23 protein-coding genes are annotated in these 23,405 nt (G+C 60.3%); 14 read left to right on the forward strand and 9 right to left on the reverse strand.

The window, feature by feature from the left end:
- Nucleotides 1–230: 230 nt before the first annotated feature.
- Nucleotides 231–953, reverse strand: coding sequence for a tellurite resistance TerB family protein (locus tag J5M72_RS19335; protein ID WP_207866803.1), 723 nt, complete (start codon nucleotides 951–953; stop codon nucleotides 231–233).
- Nucleotides 954–1,129: 176 nt separating this feature from the next.
- Between J5M72_RS19335 and J5M72_RS19340 the strand changes: the two genes are divergently transcribed.
- From J5M72_RS19340 to J5M72_RS19375, 8 genes are all read left to right on the forward strand, one after another.
- Nucleotides 1,130–2,044: a LysR family transcriptional regulator gene (locus tag J5M72_RS19340; RefSeq protein ID WP_007954670.1), complete on the forward strand. Its 915-nt coding sequence runs from the start codon at nucleotides 1,130–1,132 to the stop codon at nucleotides 2,042–2,044.
- Nucleotides 2,045–2,146: 102 nt separating this feature from the next.
- Complete coding sequence (locus J5M72_RS19345) at nucleotides 2,147–3,634, forward strand: gamma-aminobutyraldehyde dehydrogenase (protein WP_207866804.1); 1,488 nt, start codon at nucleotides 2,147–2,149, stop codon at nucleotides 3,632–3,634.
- An 82-nt stretch (nucleotides 3,635–3,716) separates the two neighbouring features.
- Entirely contained in the window at nucleotides 3,717–4,868 is a 1,152-nt protein-coding gene (gene ydcS, locus J5M72_RS19350; RefSeq protein ID WP_169429018.1) for a putative ABC transporter substrate-binding protein YdcS, read from the forward strand.
- A gap of 277 nt (nucleotides 4,869–5,145) precedes the next feature.
- Nucleotides 5,146–6,183 (forward strand): ABC transporter ATP-binding protein, encoded by a 1,038-nt coding sequence (locus tag J5M72_RS19355; RefSeq protein ID WP_085609161.1) that lies wholly within the window; start codon nucleotides 5,146–5,148, stop codon nucleotides 6,181–6,183.
- A 1-nt stretch (nucleotide 6,184) separates the two neighbouring features.
- Complete coding sequence (locus J5M72_RS19360) at nucleotides 6,185–7,120, forward strand: ABC transporter permease (RefSeq protein WP_085647771.1); 936 nt, start codon at nucleotides 6,185–6,187, stop codon at nucleotides 7,118–7,120.
- Nucleotides 7,110–7,919 carry an ABC transporter permease gene (locus J5M72_RS19365; protein ID WP_207866805.1) on the forward strand — a complete coding sequence of 270 codons (810 nt, stop codon included), beginning with the start codon at nucleotides 7,110–7,112 and terminating at the stop codon, nucleotides 7,917–7,919. The genes J5M72_RS19360 and J5M72_RS19365 overlap by 11 nt, the downstream gene beginning before the upstream one ends.
- Nucleotides 7,920–7,969: 50 nt before the next feature.
- Nucleotides 7,970–9,394 carry a gamma-aminobutyraldehyde dehydrogenase gene (locus J5M72_RS19370; RefSeq protein WP_169429016.1) on the forward strand — a complete coding sequence of 475 codons (1,425 nt, stop codon included), beginning with the start codon at nucleotides 7,970–7,972 and terminating at the stop codon, nucleotides 9,392–9,394.
- Nucleotides 9,395–9,539: 145 nt separating this feature from the next.
- Entirely contained in the window at nucleotides 9,540–11,024 is a 1,485-nt protein-coding gene (locus J5M72_RS19375; RefSeq protein ID WP_207866806.1) for an amino acid permease, read from the forward strand.
- A gap of 58 nt (nucleotides 11,025–11,082) precedes the next feature.
- Here J5M72_RS19375 and J5M72_RS19380 read toward each other — a convergent pair whose 3' ends face one another.
- Complete coding sequence (locus J5M72_RS19380; RefSeq protein ID WP_207866807.1) at nucleotides 11,083–11,640, reverse strand: hypothetical protein; 558 nt, start codon at nucleotides 11,638–11,640, stop codon at nucleotides 11,083–11,085.
- A 499-nt stretch (nucleotides 11,641–12,139) separates the two neighbouring features.
- On the opposite strand from J5M72_RS19380, the gene J5M72_RS19385 reads away from it, so the two are divergent.
- The 3 genes from J5M72_RS19385 (at nucleotide 12,140) to J5M72_RS19395 (ending at nucleotide 13,367) form a co-directional block, all read left to right on the forward strand.
- Nucleotides 12,140–12,646, forward strand: coding sequence for a Bro-N domain-containing protein (locus J5M72_RS19385; RefSeq protein ID WP_207866808.1), 507 nt, complete (start codon nucleotides 12,140–12,142; stop codon nucleotides 12,644–12,646).
- A 204-nt stretch (nucleotides 12,647–12,850) separates the two neighbouring features.
- The gene (locus J5M72_RS19390; RefSeq protein ID WP_039769579.1) at nucleotides 12,851–13,099 is read left to right on the forward strand and encodes a ribbon-helix-helix protein, CopG family; all 249 of its coding nucleotides are present in this window, start codon (nucleotides 12,851–12,853) and stop codon (nucleotides 13,097–13,099) included.
- Nucleotides 13,077–13,367 (forward strand): type II toxin-antitoxin system RelE/ParE family toxin, encoded by a 291-nt coding sequence (locus J5M72_RS19395; protein ID WP_074691233.1) that lies wholly within the window; start codon nucleotides 13,077–13,079, stop codon nucleotides 13,365–13,367. Before J5M72_RS19390 ends, J5M72_RS19395 begins: the two co-directional genes overlap by 23 nt.
- 36 nt (nucleotides 13,368–13,403) lie before the next feature.
- On the opposite strand, the gene J5M72_RS19400 is transcribed toward J5M72_RS19395, so the two are convergent.
- Nucleotides 13,404–13,589, reverse strand: a complete 186-nt coding sequence (locus tag J5M72_RS19400) for a hypothetical protein (protein ID WP_007954656.1) — start codon at nucleotides 13,587–13,589, stop codon at nucleotides 13,404–13,406.
- Between the two features lie 403 nt (nucleotides 13,590–13,992).
- Between J5M72_RS19400 and J5M72_RS19405 the strand changes: the two genes are divergently transcribed.
- Complete coding sequence (locus tag J5M72_RS19405) at nucleotides 13,993–15,621, forward strand: glucan biosynthesis protein D (protein ID WP_207866809.1); 1,629 nt, start codon at nucleotides 13,993–13,995, stop codon at nucleotides 15,619–15,621.
- A 157-nt stretch (nucleotides 15,622–15,778) separates the two neighbouring features.
- Here J5M72_RS19405 and J5M72_RS19410 read toward each other — a convergent pair whose 3' ends face one another.
- The 4 genes from J5M72_RS19410 to J5M72_RS19425 all read right to left on the reverse strand — a co-directional run bounded on the left by J5M72_RS19410 (nucleotide 15,779) and on the right by J5M72_RS19425 (nucleotide 20,086).
- Complete coding sequence (locus J5M72_RS19410) at nucleotides 15,779–16,312, reverse strand: GNAT family N-acetyltransferase (protein WP_169429011.1); 534 nt, start codon at nucleotides 16,310–16,312, stop codon at nucleotides 15,779–15,781.
- Between the two features lie 92 nt (nucleotides 16,313–16,404).
- Nucleotides 16,405–17,511 carry an NADH:flavin oxidoreductase/NADH oxidase gene (locus tag J5M72_RS19415; protein WP_207866810.1) on the reverse strand — a complete coding sequence of 369 codons (1,107 nt, stop codon included), beginning with the start codon at nucleotides 17,509–17,511 and terminating at the stop codon, nucleotides 16,405–16,407.
- A gap of 268 nt (nucleotides 17,512–17,779) precedes the next feature.
- Nucleotides 17,780–19,489 carry a single-stranded-DNA-specific exonuclease RecJ gene (recJ, locus tag J5M72_RS19420; protein ID WP_207866811.1) on the reverse strand — a complete coding sequence of 570 codons (1,710 nt, stop codon included), beginning with the start codon at nucleotides 19,487–19,489 and terminating at the stop codon, nucleotides 17,780–17,782.
- A gap of 54 nt (nucleotides 19,490–19,543) precedes the next feature.
- Complete coding sequence (locus tag J5M72_RS19425; RefSeq protein ID WP_011332624.1) at nucleotides 19,544–20,086, reverse strand: YaeQ family protein; 543 nt, start codon at nucleotides 20,084–20,086, stop codon at nucleotides 19,544–19,546.
- Between the two features lie 146 nt (nucleotides 20,087–20,232).
- Between J5M72_RS19425 and J5M72_RS19430 the strand changes: the two genes are divergently transcribed.
- Nucleotides 20,233–21,432 carry a CaiB/BaiF CoA-transferase family protein gene (locus J5M72_RS19430; protein ID WP_085688875.1) on the forward strand — a complete coding sequence of 400 codons (1,200 nt, stop codon included), beginning with the start codon at nucleotides 20,233–20,235 and terminating at the stop codon, nucleotides 21,430–21,432.
- Nucleotides 21,433–21,445: 13 nt separating this feature from the next.
- Nucleotides 21,446–22,339, forward strand: a complete 894-nt coding sequence (locus J5M72_RS19435; protein ID WP_243433396.1) for a TIGR02285 family protein — start codon at nucleotides 21,446–21,448, stop codon at nucleotides 22,337–22,339.
- 174 nt (nucleotides 22,340–22,513) lie between these two features.
- Here the strand turns inward: J5M72_RS19435 and J5M72_RS19440 are convergent, their stop codons facing one another.
- Both J5M72_RS19440 and J5M72_RS19445 read right to left on the reverse strand, forming a co-directional pair.
- Nucleotides 22,514–22,795 (reverse strand): DUF3509 domain-containing protein, encoded by a 282-nt coding sequence (locus J5M72_RS19440; protein ID WP_169429006.1) that lies wholly within the window; start codon nucleotides 22,793–22,795, stop codon nucleotides 22,514–22,516.
- A 163-nt stretch (nucleotides 22,796–22,958) separates the two neighbouring features.
- Entirely contained in the window at nucleotides 22,959–23,366 is a 408-nt protein-coding gene (locus J5M72_RS19445) for a DNA-binding protein (protein WP_169429005.1), read from the reverse strand.
- Nucleotides 23,367–23,405: the final 39 nt, after the last annotated feature.

Here is a 23,405-nt window from a genome sequence, read left to right on the forward strand (position 1 = left end):
CGCGCTCAGGCCTTCCGAGTAAACGGGGTGGGCTCTGGACAGGGACTTTCAAGGAATCGGAGGGTGGCGTGCCAGTGGCGCAATGGCAAAAAGGGGCGATGGATTGGCCATTTCCGCTGCAGACGATCTGCCGATACCGTAACGCGCCCTCGCCGGCGATTTTTCAGCCACAACGAAAGAACCCGCCATCCTGTGCGGGATCGCGGGTTCTGATATCGCTGACAGCGGTTTTACTGGGTAGCTACACGGACCTGCTTCTCAAGCTCCACCTTCAACCCCGGCTCCAGCTTCAACTGCCGCGCCAGTTCATCCAGATAGCTCTTCTCCATGAAGTTCTCCTCATCCACCATCATCACGCTCGCCACGTACATCTCGGCGGCCATCTCCGGCGTGCTTGCCGCGCGGGCGACGTCCGTGGGGTCGAGGGGCTTGTTGAGTTCGGCGTGGAGCCAGTGCTTGAGTTCCTGATCGTTGTCGAGTTTGGTGAATTCGCCTTCGATCAGTTGGCGTTCACGGTCGTCGATGTGGCCGTCGGCCTTGGCGGCGGCGACCAGGGCTTTGAGGATGGCCTGGCTGTGTTGTTCGACTTGCGCCGGTGGCAGACGGTCGAGGGTCTGCGGTTCGTTTTGCGGGGCGGTGCCTTTCTGGGCGTTCCAGTTGCCGTAGGCTTTGTAGGCGATCACGCCCAGCGCGGCGAGGCCGCCGTAAATGGCGACTTTACCGCCAACCTTGCGGGCCTTTTTACTGCCCAGCAACAGGCCCATGGCGCCGGCCGCCAGGGCACCGCCGCCGGCGCCTGACAGCAAACCGCCGAGTGCGCCATGACTGGAAGATCCGCCCAGCAAGCCGCCCAAACCGCCGGCAGCCGTTTTGTTCTGCGCCCCGCCCGCCTTGTTCTGCAGCAGTTCCTGGCCGGACTTGAGGAGTTGATCGAGCAATCCACGGGTGTTCATGTTCCGCCTCCAAACAGGGGTTATCCGGATCAATAAGGCCCTCAGCCTAGTTCGAAAGTGCCCGCCACTTGGGTGCGAGTGTGCTTCCAGATGTTGCCTGGCCCACCGCAGCCCTTCGCGAAAATAGATATACACTCGAGGCAATCTATAAAAACCGCCCACCGGGTAAACCTTCCATGATGACCTTGCGTCAGATCCGCCATTTCATCGCTGTGGCCGAGACCGGCTCGATCTCCGCCGCCGCGCAAACCGCATTCATTTCCCAATCGACCCTGACCCTGGCCATCCAGCAACTGGAGGAAGAAATCGGCGTCAGTCTGTTCAACCGCCACGCCAAGGGCATGACTCTTACTCACCAAGGGCACCAGTTCCTGCGCCAGGCGCACCTGATTCTGGCCACCGTGGACAACGCCAAACGCAGCCTGCAACAGAGCACCGATCAGGTCGCCGGGCAGTTGATCGTCGGCGTGACCAGTCTGGTGGCCGGTTATTACCTGGCGGATTTGCTCACCCGTTTCCAGCGTGCCTACCCCAATGTCGAGATCCGGGTGATGGAGGACGAACGGCCGTACATCGAGCATTTGCTGGTCAGCGGCGAGATCGATGTCGGCGTGCTGATCCTCTCCAACCTCGAAGACCGCCACGCCTTGCAGACCGAAGTGCTGACCCACTCGCCGCACCGTTTGTGGCTGCCGGCCCAGCACCCGCTGCTGGAACACGACAGCATCAACCTCGCCGATGTCGCCCGGGAGCCGTTGATTCAACTGAACGTCGACGAGATGGATCGCAACGCCCAACGCCTGTGGCGCGGCGCCGGGTTGCAACCGAAGATCACCCTCAGAACCGCTTCCACCGAGGCGGTGCGAAGTCTGGTCGCAGCCGGCCTGGGCGTATCGATCCAACCCGACATGACCTACCGACCGTGGTCACTGGAAGGCGACATCATCGAAGCGCGGCCGATTGCCGACCTCAACCAGACCCTCGACGTCGGTCTGGCCTGGCGTCGCGGCACGGCGCGACCGGCGCTGGTCGATCCTTTCCTGACCGTGGCCCGCGAACAGCCCCACGGCGGACGCAAGCCATCTATTTAATCGAATGCCACCTTCAGTATTTAGAATTTGTCGACCCCGGAGCCGCGCACTAGTCTTGCTGCATCTATAAGACGGTCGGCTCCCGGATCCACGGGAGCAAAGATGACCACACAAGAAAAGAGATCCCGGAAAATGGCTGGCGCGCAGACCCACATGCACACCGCGTTGCTGATCGACGGCGAACTGGTCGCAGGCCAGGGTTTTGTCGAACCGATCCTCAACCCGGCCACCGGCGAAGTCCTGACCCAGATTGCCGAAGCCAGCACCGAGCAAGTCGAAGCCGCCATCCTCGCCGCCCACCGCGCCTTTGCCGAGTGGTCGCGCACCACCCCGCAACAACGCTCGAATTTCCTGCTGGAAATCGCCAACGCTGTCGAAAAACACGCCGATCACCTCGCCCGCCTCGAAGCCTTGAACTGCGGCAAGCCGCTGCACCTGGCGCGGCAGGACGATTTGACCGCCACCGTCGATGTGTTTCGTTTCTTTGCCGGCGCCGTGCGTTGCCAGACCGGTCAACTCAGCGGCGAATACGTGCCGGGCTACACCAGCATGGTGCGTCGCGATCCGATTGGTGTCGTCGCGTCGATTGCGCCGTGGAACTACCCGATCATGATGGCCGCGTGGAAGATCGCCCCGGCCCTCGCTGCCGGCAATACGCTGGTGTTCAAACCGTCCGAACACACGCCGCTGTCGATTCTGGCGCTGGCGCCAGCGCTGGCCGAGATCCTGCCGCGTGGGGTGATCAACATCGTCTGCGGTGGCGGTGAAGGCGTTGGCAGTCACTTGGTCGGGCATCCGAAAGTGCGCATGGTGTCGCTGACCGGCGATATCGTCACCGGCCAGAAAATCCTCCAGGCCGCCGCCAAAACCCTCAAACGCACGCACCTTGAACTCGGCGGCAAGGCCCCGGTGATCGTCTGCAACGATGCTGATCTCAAAGCCGTGGTCGAAGGCGTGCGCACTTATGGCTATTACAACGCCGGGCAGGACTGCACGGCGGCTTGCCGGATCTACGCCCAGGCCGGGATTCACGACAAATTGGTCGCCGAGCTCGGTGCGGCGGTCAGCAGCCTGCGCTTCGCCGGCAAACGCGACGCCGACAACGAGATCGGCCCGCTGATCAGCACCCGTCAGCGCGACCGCGTGGCCAGTTTCGTCGAACGCGCCCTCGGTCAGCCGCACATCGAGCGGGTGACCGGTGCAGCGGTGCATTCCGGCGCCGGGTTCTTCTATCAGCCAACACTGCTGGCCGGTTGCAAACAGAGCGATGAAATCGTCCAGCGCGAAGTGTTCGGCCCGGTGGTCACCGTGACCCGCTTCGATGAACTCGCGCAGGCGGTGGACTGGGCCAATGACTCCGAATATGGCCTCGCCTCGTCGGTCTGGACCCAGAACCTGGACAAGGCGATGCAGGTCGCCGCACGGCTGCAATACGGCTGCACCTGGATCAACAGCCATTTCATGCTGGTCAGCGAAATGCCCCACGGCGGCCTGAAACGCTCCGGTTACGGCAAAGACTTATCCAGCGATTCGCTGCAGGACTACAGCGTGGTGCGGCACATCATGGCCCGCCACGGCCAGCATCTCTGACTACGCTAATAACAAGCCGACCCCGGCATGCTTCACCGCGTTCACAACTGCCCCGACCATAATTTAAAGAAGAGGGTTCACCATGTTCGTGCACAAGACCGCACTGCTCAGTGCAATCACCACGGCCCTGCTGGCCAGCGCCAGCCTGCAGGCCGCCGAGCCGCTGAAAGCCGTCGGCGCCGGCGAAGGCCAGCTCGATATCGTCGCCTGGCCCGGTTACATCGAACGCGGTGAAAGCGACAAGGCCTACGACTGGGTGACCGGTTTCGAGAAGGAAACCGGCTGCAAGGTGAATGTGAAAACTGCCGCTACCTCCGACGAAATGGTCAGCCTGATGGCCAAGGGCGGCTACGACCTGGTGACGGCGTCGGGCGATGCGTCGCTGCGGTTGATCGTCGGCAAGCGTGTGCAACCGATCAACACTGCGTTGATCCCGAACTGGAAAACCCTCGACCCGCGCCTGAAAGACGCGCCGTGGTACGTGGTCAACAAGCAAACCTACGGCACCCCCTACCAGTGGGGCCCGAACGTGCTGATGTACAACACCAACGTGTTCAAGACTGCGCCGACCAGCTGGAGCGTGGTGTTCGACGCGCAGAACCTGCCTGACGGCAAGCCGAACAAGGGCCGCGTGCAAGCCTACGACGGCCCGATCTACATCGCCGATGCGGCGCTCTATCTGAAGTCCACCAAGCCTGAGCTGGGGATCAAGGATCCGTATCAACTCACCGAAGATCAGTACAAGGCGGTGCTGGAACTGTTGCGCGCCCAGCAGAAGCTGATTCACCGCTACTGGCACGACACCACCGTGCAGATGAGCGACTTCAAGAACGAAGGCGTGGTCGCGTCCAGCGCCTGGCCGTATCAGGTCAACGGCCTGATCAACGAGAAACAACCGATTGCTTCGACCGTGCCGAAAGAAGGCGCCACCGGTTGGGCCGACACCACCATGCTGCACGCCGAGGCCAAGCACCCGAACTGCGCGTACAAGTGGATGGACTGGTCGCTGCAGCCGAAAGTCCAGGGTGACGTGGCGGCCTGGTTCGGCTCGTTGCCGGCGGTTCCGGCGGCTTGCCAGGGCAGTGAATTGCTCGGAGCTGAAGGCTGCAAGACCAACGGGTTTGATCAGTTCGACAAGATCGCTTTCTGGAAAACACCGCAGGCTGAGGGTGGGAAGTTTGTGCCGTATAGCCGGTGGACGCAGGACTACATTGCGATTATGGGCGGTAGGTAACTCTCGAGAATTAACGCGGTCGGCTCCCTTTCCCCCTCGCACCCCTGGGGGAGAGGGCTGGGGTGAGGGGTGGTTTTTGACGTTGTCTTGATTCAGCGAAACCGCTGCCCTCACCCCCCGCCCTCTCCCGGAGGGAGAGGGAGCTAAAAGCAGATCGCGGCGTATCGACCAGATGAGTTAGCCAAAAACCATCGCATACACCGCCAAACGATCCAGTTTTTTCAGAAGTCCAGGCAGGGCCGCTGCGACGGCCTTCGCCTTTTTGGAGCACCGCACCATGACGCTTGCAGTCCAGTTCACCAACGTTTCCCGGCAGTTTGGCGAAGTGAAAGCCGTTGACCGGGTTTCCATCGATATCCAGGACGGCGAGTTCTTTTCCATGCTCGGCCCCTCCGGTTCGGGCAAGACCACGTGCCTGCGCCTGATCGCCGGGTTCGAACAACCGAGCGCGGGCTCGATCCGCATTCACGGCGCCGAAGCCGCCGGTTTGCCGCCCTATCAACGCGACGTCAACACGGTGTTTCAGGATTACGCGCTGTTCCCGCACATGAACGTGTTGGACAACGTGGCCTACGGCCTGAAGGTCAAAGGCGTGAGCAAAACCGAACGCCACAAGCGCGCCGAAGAAGCGTTGGACATGGTCGCCCTCGGCGGTTACGGCGCCCGTAAACCGGTGCAATTGTCCGGCGGTCAGCGCCAACGTGTCGCCCTCGCCCGCGCGCTGGTCAATCGCCCGCGAGTGCTGCTGCTCGACGAACCGTTGGGCGCTCTCGACCTGAAGCTGCGCGAACAGATGCAAAGCGAGCTGAAGAAGCTGCAACGCCAGCTCGGCATCACCTTCATCTTCGTCACTCACGACCAGACCGAAGCGCTGTCGATGTCCGACCGCGTGGCCGTGTTCAACAAGGGCCGCATCGAGCAGGTCGACACGCCGCGCAATCTGTACATGAAACCGACCACTACGTTTGTCGCCGAATTCGTCGGCACCTCGAACGTGATTCGCGGCGATCTGGCGCGCCAGCTCAGCGGTCATCCGCAGCCGTTTTCGATCCGCCCGGAACACGTGCGTTTCGCCGAAGGCCCGCTGGCCAGTCACGAGATCGAAGTCAGCGGCCTGCTACACGACATTCAATATCAGGGCAGCGCCACGCGCTATGAACTGACCCTGGAAAACGGCCAGACCCTGAGCATCAGCCAGGCGAACAATCAATGGATCGACAGCAGCGCGCAGCACCAGACCGGTCAGCGAATCAGCGCACGCTGGGCGCGGGAAGCGATGATTCCGTTGCACGACACCGTTGCGAGCGGGGTGTGACATGACCGCCCTCGCCCTCCCTCAATCGGCGCCGTTGCGCAGGTTTTCCAACCTGCTGTATCGCAAGCCGAACCTGTACCTATCGATGCTGCTGGTGCCGCCGTTGTTGTGGTTCGGCGCGATTTATCTGGGCTCATTGCTGGTGCTGTTGTGGCAAGGTTTCTACACCTTCGACGACTTCACCATGGCGGTCACGCCGGACCTGACCCTGGCCAATTTCGCCGCGCTGTTTCAGCCATCGAATTTCGACATCATCCTGCGCACCCTGAGCATGGCCATCGTGGTGTCGATCGCCAGCGCCATCGTCGCGTTCCCGATTGCCTACTACATGGCGCGCTACACCACCGGCAAGACCAAGGCGTTTTTCTACATCGCGGTGATGATGCCGATGTGGGCCAGTTACATCGTCAAGGCCTACGCCTGGACGCTGCTGCTGGCCAAGGGTGGCGTGGCGCAGTGGTTCGTTCAGCACCTGGGGCTGGAGCCGGTGCTGCAGTTCATTCTGGGAATTCCCGGGGTCGGCGGCAGCACCTTGTCGACCTCGCATCTGGGGCGGTTCATGGTGTTCGTCTACATCTGGCTGCCGTTCATGATCCTGCCGATCCAGGCCTCGCTGGAGCGCCTGCCGCCGTCGTTGCTGCAAGCCTCCGCCGACCTCGGGGCCAAGCCGCGCCAGACTTTCATGCAGGTGATTCTGCCGCTGTCGGTGCCGGGGATTGCCGCGGGTTCCATCTTCACCTTTTCGCTGACCTTGGGCGACTTCATCGTGCCGCAACTGGTGGGCCCGCCGGGCTACTTCGTCGGCAGCATGGTGTACGCGCAGCAAGGCGCGATCGGCAACATGCCAATGGCCGCGGCGTTCACGTTGGTGCCGATCGTGCTGATCGCCATTTACCTGTCCATCGTCAAACGTCTGGGGGCCTTCGATGCACTCTGAAAAGGCTTCAATAGGCTTGCGCATCGCAGCCTGGGGCGGGCTGGTGTTTCTGCACTTCCCGATCCTGATCATCTTCCTCTACGCCTTCAACACCGAAGACGCGGCGTTCAGCTTTCCACCGAAAGGCTTCACCCTGCATTGGTTCAGCGTGGCGTTTTCCCGGCCGGACGTGCTGGAAGCGATCAAGCTGTCATTGCAGATTGCGAGTATCGCCACGCTGATCGCGATGGTGCTCGGCACCCTCGCTTCCGCTGCGCTCTATCGCCGGGACTTCTTCGGCAAACAGGGCATTTCGCTGATGCTGATCCTGCCCATTGCGCTGCCGGGGATCATCACCGGGATCGCGCTGCTGGCGACCTTCAAGACGCTGGGCATTGAGCCGGGGATGTTCACCATCATCGTCGGCCACGCGACCTTCTGCGTGGTGATCGTCTACAACAACGTCATCGCCCGTTTGCGCCGCACCTCGCACAGCCTGATCGAGGCGTCGATGGATCTCGGCGCCGACGGCTGGCAGACCTTCCGCTACATCATCCTGCCGAACCTCGGCTCGGCGTTGCTAGCCGGTGGCATGCTGGCGTTTGCGCTGTCGTTCGACGAAATCATCGTCACCACCTTCACCGCCGGCCATGAACGCACCTTGCCGCTGTGGTTGCTCAACCAGTTGAGCCGCCCACGGGACGTGCCGGTGACCAATGTCGTGGCGATGCTCGTGATGCTGGTGACCATGCTGCCGATCCTCGGCGCCTACTACCTGACCCGGGGTGGCGAGAGCGTGGCCGGCAGCGGCGGCAAATGAATTTCCTGACCCTTCCCACCCTGAATTTGCAGTAGAAAGAGGACAACAACATGCAAACCAAACTCTTGATCAACGGCCAACTGGTCAACGGCGAAGGCCCGGCGCAACCGGTGCTCAACCCGGCGCGCGGTGACGTGCTGGTGGAAATCAACGAAGCCACCGAAGCCCAGGTCGATGCCGCCGTGCGCGCCGCCGACAGTGCCTTCGCCGAATGGTCGCAGACCACGCCGAAAGACCGTTCGCTGTTGCTGCTCAAACTCGCCGACGCCATCGAAGCCCACGGCGAAGAACTGGCCAAACTGGAATCGGACAACTGCGGCAAACCCTACAGCGCTGCGCTGAACGACGAGATCCCAGCGATTGCCGACGTGTTCCGTTTCTTCGCCGGTGCCAGCCGTTGCATGAGTGGTTCGGCCGGTGGCGAATACCTGCCCGGCCACACCTCGATGATCCGCCGCGACCCGGTGGGCGTGATCGCCTCCATCGCACCGTGGAACTACCCGCTGATGATGGTCGCCTGGAAAATCGCCCCGGCCCTCGCCGCCGGCAATACCGTGGTGCTCAAGCCGTCGGAACAAACCCCGCTGACCGCGTTGCGTCTGGCTGAACTGGCGTCGGATATTTTCCCGGCCGGCGTACTCAATCTGGTGTTCGGGCGTGGGCCGAGCGTGGGCAGTCCGCTGGTGACCCATCCGAAAGTGCGCATGGTGTCGCTGACCGGCTCCATCGCCACCGGTTCGAACATCATTTCCAGCACCGCCGACAGCGTCAAACGCATGCACATGGAATTGGGCGGCAAGGCGCCGGTGATCATCTTCGACGACGCCGACATTGATGCGGCGGTCGAAGGCATTCGCACCTTCGGTTTCTACAACGCTGGCCAGGACTGCACCGCGGCGTGCCGGATCTACGCCCAGCAAGGCATCTACGACAAATTCGTGGAGAAACTTGGCGCAGCGGTCAGCAGCATCAAGTACGGCTTGCAGGATGATCCATCGACCGAACTGGGGCCGCTGATCACCGCCCAGCATCGCGACCGCGTGGCCGGGTTTGTCGAACGCGCCGTGGCGCAACCGCACATTCGCTTGATCACTGGCGGCAAGGCTGTCGACGGCAACGGTTTCTTCTTCGAGCCGACCGTTCTGGCCGACGCCCAGCAGGACGACGAAATCGTCCGCCGCGAAGTGTTCGGCCCGGTGGTGTCGGTAACCAAGTTCACCGATGAAGCCCAGGCGCTGGAGTGGGCCAACGATTCGGATTACGGCCTCGCGTCCTCGGTGTGGACGGCGGATGTAGGACGCGCCCATCGCCTGTCCGCACGGTTGCAGTACGGCTGCACCTGGGTGAACACGCACTTCATGCTTGTCAGCGAAATGCCCCACGGCGGTCAGAAACTGTCCGGCTACGGCAAGGATATGTCCATGTATGGGCTGGAGGACTACACCACGGTTCGGCATGTGATGTTCAAACACTAAAAGCATCCCCCGGCTTCAAGGCAGAAACCGGTCATCCGCAATACCAGGCATTCAAAACAATAACTACCGATCCGGGCGGCGCCTTTACGGCCCCGCCACGGTTTCGGCCATCCGAAATCTGCCGATTTCACGGAGCAAACACACAATGAGTGCATCACCCGATCTCTCTGCCGTCGTTGCCGACAGCGATGCCGAACAACTGCGACGACTGGGCTACACCTCCAACTTCAACCGCAGCATGAGCCTGTGGGAAAACTTCGCGTTGGGCTTCACGTATCTGTCACCGGTCGTAGGGGTTTATACCCTGTTCGGCCTGTGCCTGGCCGCCGGCGGGCCTCCGATGTTCTGGGCCTATTTGCTGGTCGGCTGCGGGCAATTGCTGGTGTGCCTGATCTTCGGCGAAGTGGTGTCGCAGTTCCCGATTTCCGGTGGTGTTTATCCTTGGGCACGTCGCTTGGTGGGCAAGAAATGGGCGTGGATGGTCGGCTGGATCTACTCCATCGCCCTGTGCGTGACCATCGCCGCCGTGGCGGTCGGCGCCGGCCCGTACCTCGCGGCCATGTTGGGTTTTGAGCCGAGTAACAACACCAATATCGTCATCGCCCTGGTGCTGACGCTGTTCGCCACACTGGTGAACCTCAGCGGCACCAAAATGCTGGCGCGGATCGCCATGTTCGGCTTTCTCTGCGAACTGGTGGGCGCGGTAATCGTCGGCTTGTACCTGCTGACTTTCGAGCGTCACCAGCCGATCAGTGTGCTGTTCAACACTTTCGACATCAGCGTCGACGGCTCCTACCTGCCGGCGTTCCTCACCGCCTCGTTGGCCGGGATGTTCCTCTACTACGGCTTCGAAGCCTGCGGCGACGTGGCCGAAGAAACCCCGAACCCGAGCGCAAAAATCCCGGTGGCCATGCGCATGACCATCTACATCGGCGGCATCGCGGCGATGTTCGCTTGCCTCGCGCTGATCCTCGCTGTGCCGGACATGCAGACGGTGATCAACGGCACCGACAAGGACCCGGTCACCACCATCCTCAACAACGCCTTCGGTCCGATCGGTTCGAAAGTGGTGATGGGCGTGGTAATGATTTCCTTCATCTCCTGCGTCATCAGCCTGCAAGCGGCGGCGAGTCGTCTGCTGTATTCCTACGCCCGCGATGAAATGGTGATCGGCAGCCGACTGCTGAAAAAGATTTCTCCTACGACTCAGGTGCCGGTTGCTGCACTGTTCGTGTCCGGCGTCCTGCCCGGCCTGATCATCGCCCTCGGCTTCTTCCTGCAAGACGCCGTGGCCACCATCGTCAGCTTCGCCGCCATCGGCATCTACCTCGCATTCCAGATGATCGTCCTCGCCGCCCTGTACGCCCGCAGCAAAGGCTGGAAACCCAGCGGCAAATTCACCCTCGGCGCCTGGGGCTGGCCGGTGAACATCGGCGCGCTGGTGTACGGCGTCGGCGCAATCATCAACATGGCCTGGCCCCGCACCCCGGATGCGGCGTGGTACATCAACTACGCGATGGTGCTGAGCACGGCGATCGTGATTGGGCTGGGGCTGGTTTATATGTGGATTGGCAAGCCGTACGACCATGGGAAGGCGCCGGCTGGGGATGCTTGGAAGGTGAGTCGCTAAAAGCGTTTGGCCCCGGCACCGATAGAGTGCCGGGGTTCAAGAAAGCCGACGCAAAACATCAAAAGAAAAGCTCGGACTGATCGTATTTCAGCGAGGAAATACGATCGAACAGTTTGATTTTTTCGTTGGCTTTTTGCTTGGCGTGGTCAGACATGAATGCAATCAACTCTTCGAGCTGACTCACGTCTCCCACCACTTTGAATTCCTTCTCCTTGTTGACGAAGACAAGGGACTTCTTCTTTCTCGACAGCAGTTCTATGACGTTGCTTAGCGTACCGGTGCTCTTCGCATCCCATATCATCAAGCCGTAGTCAGCGGCTTCGGCCATCACCACGTCCTTCTCAGTGAAGAAGGCCCTCGATCCTTTGGAGTGTTTGGAGTCCACTGTTCTGGCGGGCCACTGTCCGAGGTTGTTCCGCGGCGCTGGACCACTACAGAACACTGTAGTTTTGGATCGCTCAAGACTCAGCAGATATTCCTGAATGGAGGTATCGGCGCCACCCGCATCACCAACGACCACATCGAATTCAGACGCAACGATATTACTGATACGCTCCTTAACCTTCGGATCAAGGTTCTTGATATTGATAGAGCCAGCAATAAATACAGTCGTCATTGAATTCACTTCCAGGTTAGCGCCGCTACGTAGATCTTCCCCACCTTCGGAAGAATCCTTTGAGCTGCCGCCCGCCCTGGGGGATGCCGGAGATTCATAAAGGAAAAATCACGCTTCAGGTGCAGTCTGGTTGGCGGCCATACAAAAACAGGCATTTCCTACAGATGCAGGCTTCAAGAAGAAGCCACATTTCCTACGCTACGCGTCCACAGCGTAGACTAGGCGCCGCTAGCGCCTGACCGATAGGCTTTATCCCGTCGCTGCCCAATCAGCGGCCCGGGGTCGAAGCCGGAAATCTGTCAAAACGGTGCTTGCGTGCCCCCATTGAACTGCGGCTGCTTTGCAACTTCAGTTCTGCGTTATGGCGGGCCGTGTGGCGCGGGCCTTCCGGCTTTTCCGTTTCGACAGGAAGTAACCCGACTTCGAACGCCACTCGGTTCGCCACCCAACTTTTCGAAGAGTTGGTGGCGACTTTCCTACTCGAAACGGAAGTCATCTCATGCCAGCACCTACTCACAATCCGAAGACTGAATATTTCACTCCCACCGTCTTCACCCGCCACAACCGCTTCCTCCACGCTCTCCTCCTCGATCACCAAGCCTGGTTCTGCGCTCAGGATCTCGGCCGCATGATGGGCCATCCCTTGAACCTACGCGTCACCCTGAAACTCGACCCCGACCAACGCCGCACCGTCCGGCTGCGCAAGTACGGCAAAGTTGTCGAGACGCCAATGGTCAGTGAGTCCGGCATGTACGCGCTGCTCGTCCATCATTTCATCCCGGAAAACCGCAACCTGCGCCAATGGCTGAGTAATGAAGTCATTCCCATCCTGCGGGAAACCAGCTCAGCAATAGCGGAAAACTGTCCGAGCCTGAGCTCGATGCATTGGGCGGGCGTCACCGTGCCGCTGCTCCACTGGCAACAACAGGCTTGGGTGAAATGGCGTGATGTGCCTGAATTGGTGCAAGTACAGCAGCCGTATCCAGCGCCTCGCTCTTGCGGCTGACTCTGAAAGCCAGTGGATTTGCCCCAGCGGCGATTAGGTCGCCGGGGCATCAACCAAGCATTTAGCAACACATCCCGTCTTCCAGCCTCGTTCAAGTCCACTAGAGTTTTCCTCAACCTCGCACTCTGACTGGTTGACGCCGATGTTATTGCGGCCTAGGGTGTCTACGTCGTTTACAGCGTATACACACGCAGGAGATCTTCCATGGCCTCGCCCGTTTTATCCTTCCGCGTCGAAGAATTGCTCGCTCAACAATTGGATCAATTGGCCGCGGCCACTGACCGAGACCGCCAGTACCATCTCAAGCGTGCGTTGGTTAGATATGTGGAAGCGGAGTCTTGGCATCTGCAAGCCATCAGCGAGGGGATTGCTGATGCCGATGCTGGAAATCTTACCGATCTGGATGCCGTGAAGGCTAAGTGGGCAAAACGTGCCGAACGTAGTACTGACTGAACGAGCTGAAAACGATCTCGAAACAATTTTTGAGTATTACCAAGGCATCTTGGGTGCCAATCCAGCGTTTGGTGTCGTGAACTCCATTCTTGGAGCGTTTGATCAATTGAAGCAATTTCCGGGTTCAGGCCGGCCTTCAGTCGTACCGGATATACGTGAACTGGTGCTGACCCGTTATCCGTTCATTGCGCCATATCGCCTGGAGGATGGCCAGATCCAGGTCTTGAGAATTCTGCACCAGCGCGCAGAACAACCAGAAAATTGGTAAACCAGCCGTAGCAAGTACGGCTGGCTGTTCACCTCCCTAGAACCGCGAAACACTCCTCATCGCATCCACCAGATACCGCATCGCAATCCGGTCGCTTTCCGACAACTCGCGGTAACGCTCCACCAGTTTCAGTTCGTCAGGACTGAGCCGGCGTCTTCGCCGGACGTTGGTGAGGCAGGGAAAGATGCCCAACATTTCGGTGATGCCTTGTCCTTTTGTCATGGACGATGTCCTTTTCCAGTACGTCAAAAATTTTCGAAAACCGCATCGCCCTGCTCCTTTAAGCAGCGATTTGAGCCCTGCCGGTCGGATGGGTCGTGACCGGCGATACCCATAGAATAGAAATTAAATCGGCGCTGAAAAGCTGTTTTTAGAGTAATTAGTCGAAAAAAGCAGTTATGCCCTGTAAATCAGAAAAGGCTGTGGGATAAGTAACCGTAACGTCTTGTTTCATTGAGACGCTGTCGCCGTGCTATCAATGATTTTTGCAAAATCGGCGAACCGATTAAGCTAGCGGGCATCTGTTACTAGTCCGTAGCGTTTGGCCGAAGGCTTGTCCGAACCGTAATTTCTGATCCAGTACGTGCCAGGAACGGCGCGGGATTGTCCACGACAGGTTGTATTTATGCACCGCAGGAATTTGCTCAAAGCGTCCATGGCCATTGCGGCCTATACCGGTCTTTCGGCCACGGGCCTGCTGGCCTCCCGCGCCTGGGCCGCCTCTGGCGGTGCCGCCGACGGTGAAGCCCAGGCCTTCGACTTCGAAACGCTGAAGCGCCAAGCCAAACAACTGGCCGGCAGCGCGTATCAGGACACCAAACAGGTGCTGCCGCCGACCCTGGCGACCATGACCCCGCAGAACTTCAACGCGATCCGCTACGACGGCGAGCATTCGCTGTGGAAGGAGAACAAGGGTCAACTCGATGTGCAGTTCTTCCACGTCGGCATGGGTTTCCGTCAGCCGGTGCGTATGTATAGCGTCGATCCCAAGACCCGCACGGCCCGCGAGGTGCATTTCCGCCCTCAACTGTTCAACTATGAAAACACCTCTGTCGACACCCAGCAGCTCAAGGGTGACCTGGGTTTTGCCGGCTTCAAGCTGTTCAAGGCGCCGGAGCTGGATCGCCATGACGTGGTGTCGTTCCTCGGCGCCAGCTACTTCCGCGCGGTGGATGCCACTGGCCAATATGGCCTCTCCGCCCGTGGCCTGGCCGTCGACACCTACGCCAAGAAACGCGAAGAATTCCCCGACTTCACCAAGTTCTGGTTCGAAACTCCGGATCAGAACGCGACCCGCTTTGTGGTCTACGCCCTTCTCGACTCGCCGAGCGCGACCGGCGCCTATCGCTTCGACATCGACTGCCAGGCCGAACGCGTGGTGATGGAAGTCGACGCCCACGTCAACGCCCGTACCGCCATCGAACAACTGGGCATCGCGCCGATGACCAGCATGTTCAGTTGCGGCACCCACGAGCGCCGGATGTGCGACACCATCCACCCGCAGATCCATGACTCGGATCGCCTGGCCATGTGGCGCGGCAACGGCGAGTGGATCTGCCGTCCGCTGAACAACCCGGCAACCCTGCAATTCAACGCCTTCGCCGACACCGATCCGAAAGGTTTCGGACTGGTGCAGACCGACCACGAATTCGCCAACTACCAGGACACCGTCGACTGGTACAGCAAGCGCCCAAGCCTGTGGGTAGAACCTACAACCGCGTGGGGCGAAGGCTCTATCGATCTGCTGGAAATTCCTACAACCGGCGAAACCCTCGACAACATCGTTGCGTTCTGGACGCCGAAAAAACCGGTGGCTGCCGGTGACTCGCTGAACTACGGCTACAAGCTCTATTGGAGCGCCTTGCCGCCGGTCGGCACGCCCCTGGCGCGAGTGCATGCCACCCGTTCCGGCATGGGTGGATTCGTCGAAGGCTGGGCACCGGGTGAGCACTATCCGCCGGTCTGGGCCCGTCGTTTCGCTGTGGACTTCACCGGTGGCGGTCTGGATCGCCTGCCGCAGGGCACCGGGATCGAGCCGGTGGTCACCTGCTCCAACGGCAAGGTGCAGGATTTCAGCGTGCTGGTGCTGGATGACATCAAGGGTTACCGGATCCTGTTCGACTGGTACCCGACCAATGACAGCGTCGAGCCGGTTGAACTGCGTCTGTTCATCCGCACCAATGACCGCACGCTGAGCGAGACCTGGTTGTACCAGTATTTCCCGCCGGCGCCGGACAAGCGCAAGTACCCTTGATGTTTTGAGGCGCCTGCCCGGGCCTCTTCGCGAGCAAGCCCACTCCCACCTTGGATCTGGTCCGATCACACAGTGTGTGACCGACACGGAGCCAGGGTGGGAGCGGGCTTGCTCGCGAAAGCGTCAGAATATTCAACATCGGATTGAAGGCACTGCGTCAGGTCAGTGGGCAATACAGATGAATGTCTTTGGGCTCTTGATCAAACAACTCAGGATCCGGGTGATCAACCAACCGGCAGCCCTGGCGCTGATAGAACTCCACGGTATTGCGCGACTCGGTCGCCGAGACATACAACGCCTCGGCGCCGATCTTCCGGCCATGGGCGCAGGCCAAGGCGAACAACCGCCCGCCCAATCCCTGCCCGCGCCAGGCACGGCTGATGTGCAGGAACTTCAACTGCCGCATCATAAGGCCCTGATTGTGAATAACCCGGTTATCCACAACCACTGCCGCCACCAGTGTCTCACCATCGAAAAGTCCGTGTAGCCACCCGCCGCTGCGCCAGCATTTTTCCAATACCCGCGCATTTTCCTCAGCTTCCCCTTCGGGCCATCCGCGCATATCGAAACGCGCCGGATACAGAACCAGCTCACCGTTTTCCACGCGATAGCACTCCTCAACCAACTCACTGCGGTCGATCAGCGCCAGCAGCGGCAAATCCGATTCAGTCAGCGCTCGTTCGATCAACATTGCGGCTCATTCCTTTGCAATTTCCGGACAGCGGGCAAGAAAAAACCCGCCGTTTCAATGGCGGGTTTTATAGGCGTTGCGACCGGTCGGAATCAATCCCGCAGATCAGACTCGTGAATCGGCTGATCCCGATGGGTCGCACGTTGATACTGCGCCGGCCATACCGCTTTGCGTCCGCCCAGGTCATCGTCGGCATGCAATGGCCAATACGGATCACGCAGCAGCTCACGGGCGAGGAAGATGATATCGGCCTGGCAGGTTCTCAGGATGTGCTCGGCCTGAGCCGGCTCGGTAATCATTCCCACGGTGCCGGTGGCGATACCTGATTCCTTGCGCACCCGCTCGGCAAAACGCGTTTGATAACCCGGCCCCACGGGGATTTCCGCGTTGACCGCCGTACCGCCCGAAGACACGTCGATCAAATCAGCCCCCAAGGCTTTCAGGCGTCGCGCCAGCTCCACGGTTTCATCCGGATTCCAGCCGTCCTCGACCCAATCGGTAGCCGACAAACGCACAAACACCGGCAGTTCCTCAGGCCACACCGCGCGCACCGCCTCGGTCACTTGCAGCACGAGACGAATGCGGTTTTCAAACGAGCCGCCGTACTGATCACGACGCTGATTACTCAGCGGCGAAAGAAACTGATGCAGCAGATAACCGTGCGCCGCATGCACCTCGACCACACTGAAACCGGCAGTCAGCGCTCGTTTGGCCGCTGCCACGAAGTCCTGAATGACCTGAGCGATCTGCCCCTCATCAAGTTGTTTCGGTTGCGTGTGTTGCGGGTCAAAGGCAATCGGCGACGGCCCGACCGGCGTCCAGCCACCGTCCTCCGGTTTGACGCTGCCATGTCTGCCGATCCACGGCCGGTGGGTGCTGGCCTTGCGCCCGGCGTGGGCCAGTTGAATGCCGGCCACTGCGCCCTGTGCGTTGATGAAACGGGTGATGCGTTGCAGCGGTGCGATCTGTTCGTCGTTCCACAGGCCCAGGTCTTCGGCGGTGATCCGCCCGTCGGCCGTGATCGCCGTGGCTTCGGTAAAGACCAGACCTGCGCCCCCTACTGCACGGCTGCCGAGGTGCACCAGATGCCAGTCGTTGGCCAGGCCATCGACGCTGGAGTACTGGCACATGGGCGACACGGCGATGCGGTTGGGCAAGGTCAGTTGGCGAAGGGTAAAGGGTTCAAGCAGCAGACTCATGGGGCACCTCTCAAATCAGTGGGCAGGCTCCAGGGTTCTGTTTGAAAAGTCGACGAGTGACAGGAAAAAGGTACAGCACCCGCCCCCGCGGGCAAAAAATTCGACAAGACGTCACAAGGCCAATCAAGCAGTGCTTAGAGCCTAGTCGACATCCGGGGATGAGGGAGGGTTCAGAGTGATTCTGTGTGTGAACGTCCCCCTTCGCGAGCAGGCTCGCTCCCACAGGTACGGTGTTGTCCTGGTGGGAGCGAGCCTGCTCGCGAAGGGATCAGCGCGGTTCGATGTGGGCAATCATCAGTTGCACGGTTTCATTGCCGCGAAACTCGTTGAGATCGAGTTTGTAGGCCAGTTCGACCCATTTGATCGTCGGGTTCGGCCAGATATCGCGATCAATCCCGAAGGCGATGCCATCAAGCTTTACCGAACCACACTCGGTCTTCAGCACCACTTTCAGGTGCCGCTCACCCACTACGCGCTGCTCGACCAACTGGAACACGCCGTGAAACAGCGGCTCCGGAAAATGCTGGCCCCACGGCCCGGCATGACGCAAGGCGCGAGCCAGTTCCAGATGAAATTCCTCGACTGCCAGCGTACCGTCCGACAGCAGACGCCCGGTCAAATCTTCTTCGCGAAGCTGCCTGCGCACTTCGGCATCGAAAGCCTCGGCAAACAACGGAAAATGCTCCTGCGGCAAGGTCAGACCGGCCGCCATCGCGTGGCCGCCGTACTTGCTGATCAGGTCCGGATGCTGCGCTGCCACGACGCTCAGCGCATCGCGGATATGGAAACCCTGCACCGAACGCCCCGAGCCCTTGAGCAAACCGTCGCCGGCATCGGCGAAGGCGATGGTCGGGCGGAAATAACGCTCTTTCATCCGCGACGCCAGAATACCGATGACACCCTGGTGCCATTCCGGGTCGAACAGGCAAAGACCAAACGGCATCGACTCGACCGGCAAGTCCTTGAGCTGGGCCAGCGCCTCACGCTGCATGCCCTGTTCGATGGATTTGCGATCCTGGTTCATGCCGTCCAGTTGCGCGGCCATTTCCCGGGCCAGCGCAGCGTCGTGGGTCAGCAGGCACTCGATCCCGAGGCTCATGTCATCCAGACGCCCTGCCGCGTTCAGCCGCGGGCCGACGATAAAGCCGAGATCCGTTGAAGTAATCCGCGAAGCCTCGCGCTTGGCCACTTCAAGGATCGCCTTGATCCCCGGCCGCGCACGTCCGGCGCGAATCCGCTCCAGGCCCTGGTGCACCAGAATCCGGTTGTTGGCATCCAGCGGCACCACGTCGGCAACGCTGCCCAGCGCCACCAGATCCAGCAGTTCGCCGATGTTCGGTTGAGGCTTGCTCTCGTACCAGCCGAGGCTGCGCAGGCGTGCGCGCAAGGCCATCAACACATAGAAAATCACCCCGACACCGGCCAGCGCCTTGCTCGGGAACTCGCAACCAGGCTGGTTCGGATTGACCAGTGCATCGGCTTGCGGCAATTCATCGCCGGGCAAGTGGTGGTCGGTAATCAAGACCTTCAAACCGTGACGTTTCGCTGCAGCAACGCCTTCGACGCTGGAAATACCGTTGTCGACGGTGATCAACAGTTGCGGCTCGCGGGTCATCGCGACTTCGACGATTTCCGGGGTCAGGCCATAGCCGTATTCGAAGCGGTTGGGCACCAGATAATCGACGTGCGCTGCGCCCAACAGGCGCAAGCCGAGCACGCCGACGGTGCTGGCCGTCGCCCCGTCGGCGTCGAAGTCACCGACAATCAGGATCCGCTGACGCTGCTCCAGCGCCGTCACCAGCAGGTCCACCGCCGCATCGATCCCTTTGAGCTGCTGGAACGGAATCAACCGCGCCAGGCTCTTATCCAGCTCTGCCTCGGACTGCACGCCTCGCGCCGCGTACAGGCGGGTCAGCAGCGGTGGCAGGTCACCGAGAAACGGCAGAGTGGCAGGCAACGGGCGAGGATCGATACGCATGGGGTGACAGGAACTTCTCTTGAATACGTGGGATTTTTCGGGAGTAACGCGGACTTAACCGCGCTCGCCTTGCAGCCAGGTGAGCTGGACTTCGTGCTGGCCACGGTCGTCGGTGACGAAGATCGTGCCTTCGCTGATCATCACGTCCCACTTGATGACGCGGGGCATGTCCTTGGCCAGGGTTTCCAGCACTTCCTGCGGAACAGCGGCGATGTTGACGTTCTTCAGGTTTTTGATCGCCGGGATCACCTTGCCTTCCCAGACGCGCAGGCTGCCGTAGGCCAGCAGGCTGGTGCGCTCGGTGCGACGGGAGCACCAGGTCAAGCGGTCCGCGTCCGGTTGGCCGACTTCGATCCAGTGCAGGACACGATCATCCAGGCTCTTTTCCCACAGCGCAGGTTCATCCACGTCCGACAGACCACGACCGAACGACAGTTGCTCGTTGTACCAGAGCGCGTAGGCCAACAGGCGTACGGTCATGCGTTCTTCGGTTTCCGAAGGGTGACGGGCGATGGTCTGCTTCACGTTCTCGTAGACGCTGCGGTCGAGATCGGTGAGGTTCAGTTCGAATTTGTAGGTAGTGGACGGCTGGGCCATGAACGGGCTTCTTGATACGAGGAAAGTCGGCAAGTCTAACCGATGCTGTAGGCAATCCACGAATTGATGGCGATCAACCTTGCGCGACTGACAGCCGGCTATGTTAAAACGCTGTATCCGCTCAGCCTTGTCCTACAGGATCTCGCATGCCGTTCGCCAACAAACCGCTCAGCGGTCTGAAAGTCATTGAATTGGGTACTTTGATTGCCGGGCCGTTTGCCTCGCGCATTTGCGGCGAGTTCGGTGCCGAAGTGATCAAGATCGAATCGCCGGACGGCGGCGATCCGCTGCGCAAGTGGCGCAAGCTCTATGAAGGCACTTCGTTGTGGTGGTTCGTCCAGGCGCGCAACAAAAAGTCCCTGACGCTGAACCTCAAACACCCCGACGGTCTGGCGATCCTGAAAAAACTGCTGGGTGAAGCCGACATCCTGATCGAGAACTTCCGCCCCGGCGTGCTGGAAAAACTCGGCCTGAGTTGGGAAACCCTGCATGCGCTGAATCCGAAACTGGTGATGGTGCGCCTGTCCGGCTTCGGCCAGACCGGACCGATGAAGGATCAGCCAGGTTTCGGTGCAGTCGGCGAATCCATGGGCGGCCTGCGCTATATCACTGGTTTCGAGGACCGGCCACCGGTGCGCACCGGAATTTCCATCGGCGATTCGATTGCGGCTTTGTGGGGTGTGATCGGCGCATTGATGGCTTTGCGTCATCGCGAGGTCAACGGCGGCCTCGGCCAGGTGGTCGATGTGGCACTGTACGAAGCGATCTTCGCCATGATGGAAAGCATGGTGCCGGAGTTCGATGTGTTCGGCTTCATTCGCGAGCGCACCGGCAACATCATGCCGGGCATCACGCCCTCCTCGATCCACACTAGCGCCGACGGCAAACATGTGCAGATCGGCGCCAACGGCGATGCGATCTTCAAGCGTTTCATGTTGATCATCGGCCGTGAGGATCTGGCCAATGACCCGGCGCTGGCCAGCAATGACGGGCGCGACACCCGCCGCGACGAGCTGTACGGCGTGATCGACCGCTGGGTCAATTCGCTGCCGCTGCAAACCGTGCTGGATCTGCTGAACCAGGCCGAAGTGCCGGCCAGCCGGATCTTCAGCGCCGAAGACATGTTCAACGATCCGCAGTACCTGGCCCGGGAAATGTTCCTGCACGCCAAACTGCCGGACGGCAAACCTTTCAAGATGCCCGGCATCGTGCCGAAACTCTCTGAAACACCCGGCACGTCCGAATGGGTCGGACCGCAGCTCGGTGAACACAATGCGCAGGTACTCCACGATCTTGGCTACGACGAGAAGCAGATCGCCCGGCTGCGCGAAGACGGAGCCATCTGAGCTGAAGCGCCTGATGCCCTCGGCCTCGAACCGCGCCCACCATTGGTGGACCTGGCGGTTGTTCGGCCTGCTGTTCCTGCTGGTGCTGCCGGCGTGGGCGCAGGCCAAACCGACGTTGATCTGGCTGCTGCGCGACCTGCCGCCGCTGACGATCTTCGAAGGCCCGAAAAAGGGTTTGGGCGTTATCGATCAATTGATGCCGATGCTGATTGCCGGCATGCCGCAATACGAACACACCTTGATGCGAGTCAATCGCGCCCGTGGCATTCAAATGCTGCATGAACATCCCTTCGCCTGCGATCCGTCGCTGGTCTGGAACAAGGAACGGGCACAGTGGATCGCCTTCTCCATTCCCGCGTTTCGCGCGGTCAGCAATGGGCTGGTGGTGCGTCAGAGAGATCGCGAAGTGCTGGAGCCGTTTCTGGTCGACGATGAAGTCGACCTGTCGGCATTTCTGGCCAACGGCAAGCGAAAAGTCGGCGTGGTAGCCGAGCGCAGCTATGGCGAGTACATCGACGCATTGCTGCGCCAGGCGCCGCATGGTGCGTTGACACCCCATTACGGTAACGACGCACTCAGCAGCCTGTTGTCGATGCAGCGCCTGGGGCGTTTACAGGTGGTCCTGGGTTACTGGCCGGAAATCCGTTATCAGGCGCGGCAGGCCGAGATAGCCGAGGACGAGTTGCTGTTTTTTCCGATTCGCGGCACGGACAAGTATCTGTCCGGCCATGTCGGCTGTACCGACACTACGGCGGGTCGACAGGCGATCACTGAGATCAATCAACTGTTGCGCACCCTGCCCCACGAGCATCTTGACCGGCTCTACGCCGACTGGCTTGACCCCGAGAGGCGTCAGGACTATCTGGAACAGGCGCGGATTTTCTTCCAGCAACAAGCCGCGCAGTGAAATCCGGGCAAAAAGAAACCCCGAGAAGTGGGGAGACGACTCGGGGTTAAACGTGGTCTGTATCAAAGACCCGTAGCAGCAAGCGACAAGCACCGGAGCACAATGCTTGCTCCTGCTGTTACGGGTTCTGACTGATCTGGGTGCAGGAAGGTTCCCACAAAAGATAAATCAGTTTCAGAGGGTCGGGTGCTTGTCGCGGGCTGCGTTTCGCAACGCGGCGATGACACAGGGTTCCAGCCGGCCTTCGGCAATCAGGATGTCACGGTGCAAGCCGTCAACCACATCCGTGAGTTGGCGTTTGTCGTTCAATTGCGCCTGATTGAATTCTCGCTCCACCACGATCGCGCCGCTGCCGTTCTTCAAGGTCACCAGGCATTCGCCGTGGCGCCCCCGAGGGGTCAACGTCACCTGATACGGGCTCAGAGCCTCACCGAGCAATAGACTGATACTTTCCATCTCGATCTCCACTCAATAGTCCGAAAACACAGTGTCTGGGGCGTATTCACAGTAAATGACCACCGCCCCGAGAGGAAAGTTCTACCAGCCGCCGGCCTCTCCCGGAGCGTCACCGGCCTATCGGAGCATGCAGGTTGAAGATGACAGAAAAATAACCAGGGGCTCAGGCGTCGACGGAGTGCCGGGGAAGCGCCATGTAAGTGTCCAGCAGTGACCTCATCAATACCGCCGAGACCGGCGTGTGCAGGCAGCCAAGCAAGGTGATCCGCTGCTCGCCCAGCAAGGTTTCCAGATCCTCCAACAGACTGGGTGCCACGGCGCCCAGCAGAATCATCGCCCGCGCGTCCTGCCGGTCGGCCAGATACCGGATCAGCGCTAACCCGTCACCGCTCTGCAATTGTGGATTGCACAGGGTGATGTCGACGGCCCCGCGACGCTCCAATGAGCGCTTTGCCGAGCCCAGCGACGGCGCCGTCAACACATCGTAGATACCGATGGCGTTGAGCATCTGGTGCAACGCCATCAGCTGGAACGGATTGGGTTCTAGAATCAGGATCTTGAGCGAGCGCATGGGACGACCTCTGGAGCGACAATCGCGGATTCACGCCGC

It is taken from the genome of Pseudomonas sp. 58(2021) (assembly GCF_017491585.1).
Lineage (GTDB): Bacteria > Pseudomonadota > Gammaproteobacteria > Pseudomonadales > Pseudomonadaceae > Aquipseudomonas > Aquipseudomonas fluorescens_BT.

Bases quoted from the DNA above. Each gene is read 5' to 3' on its own strand.
- J5M72_RS19370 (WP_169429016.1), top strand. From the start codon at position 7,970: ATGCAAACCAAACTCTTGATCAACGGCCAACTGGTCAACGGCGAAGGC.
- J5M72_RS19360 (WP_085647771.1), top strand. From the start codon at position 6,185: ATGACCGCCCTCGCCCTCCCTCAATCGGCGCCGTTGCGCAGGTTTTCC.
- J5M72_RS19380 (WP_207866807.1), bottom strand. From the start codon at position 11,640: ATGACGACTGTATTTATTGCTGGCTCTATCAATATCAAGAACCTTGAT.
- J5M72_RS19345 (WP_207866804.1), top strand. From the start codon at position 2,147: ATGACCACACAAGAAAAGAGATCCCGGAAAATGGCTGGCGCGCAGACC.
- J5M72_RS19400 (WP_007954656.1), bottom strand. From the start codon at position 13,589: ATGACAAAAGGACAAGGCATCACCGAAATGTTGGGCATCTTTCCCTGC.
- J5M72_RS19415 (WP_207866810.1), bottom strand. From the start codon at position 17,511: ATGAGTCTGCTGCTTGAACCCTTTACCCTTCGCCAACTGACCTTGCCC.
- J5M72_RS19435 (WP_243433396.1), top strand. From the start codon at position 21,446: ATGCCCTCGGCCTCGAACCGCGCCCACCATTGGTGGACCTGGCGGTTG.
- J5M72_RS19405 (WP_207866809.1), top strand. From the start codon at position 13,993: ATGCACCGCAGGAATTTGCTCAAAGCGTCCATGGCCATTGCGGCCTAT.
- J5M72_RS19440 (WP_169429006.1), bottom strand. From the start codon at position 22,795: ATGGAAAGTATCAGTCTATTGCTCGGTGAGGCTCTGAGCCCGTATCAG.
- J5M72_RS19340 (WP_007954670.1), top strand. From the start codon at position 1,130: ATGATGACCTTGCGTCAGATCCGCCATTTCATCGCTGTGGCCGAGACC.
- ydcS (WP_169429018.1), top strand. From the start codon at position 3,717: ATGTTCGTGCACAAGACCGCACTGCTCAGTGCAATCACCACGGCCCTG.
- J5M72_RS19385 (WP_207866808.1), top strand. From the start codon at position 12,140: ATGCCAGCACCTACTCACAATCCGAAGACTGAATATTTCACTCCCACC.
- J5M72_RS19390 (WP_039769579.1), top strand. From the start codon at position 12,851: ATGGCCTCGCCCGTTTTATCCTTCCGCGTCGAAGAATTGCTCGCTCAA.
- J5M72_RS19445 (WP_169429005.1), bottom strand. From the start codon at position 23,366: ATGCGCTCGCTCAAGATCCTGATTCTAGAACCCAATCCGTTCCAGCTG.
- J5M72_RS19355 (WP_085609161.1), top strand. From the start codon at position 5,146: ATGACGCTTGCAGTCCAGTTCACCAACGTTTCCCGGCAGTTTGGCGAA.
- J5M72_RS19365 (WP_207866805.1), top strand. From the start codon at position 7,110: ATGCACTCTGAAAAGGCTTCAATAGGCTTGCGCATCGCAGCCTGGGGC.
- recJ (WP_207866811.1), bottom strand. From the start codon at position 19,489: ATGCGTATCGATCCTCGCCCGTTGCCTGCCACTCTGCCGTTTCTCGGT.
- J5M72_RS19410 (WP_169429011.1), bottom strand. From the start codon at position 16,312: ATGTTGATCGAACGAGCGCTGACTGAATCGGATTTGCCGCTGCTGGCG.
- J5M72_RS19335 (WP_207866803.1), bottom strand. From the start codon at position 953: ATGAACACCCGTGGATTGCTCGATCAACTCCTCAAGTCCGGCCAGGAA.
- J5M72_RS19425 (WP_011332624.1), bottom strand. From the start codon at position 20,086: ATGGCCCAGCCGTCCACTACCTACAAATTCGAACTGAACCTCACCGAT.
- J5M72_RS19375 (WP_207866806.1), top strand. From the start codon at position 9,540: ATGAGTGCATCACCCGATCTCTCTGCCGTCGTTGCCGACAGCGATGCC.
- J5M72_RS19430 (WP_085688875.1), top strand. From the start codon at position 20,233: ATGCCGTTCGCCAACAAACCGCTCAGCGGTCTGAAAGTCATTGAATTG.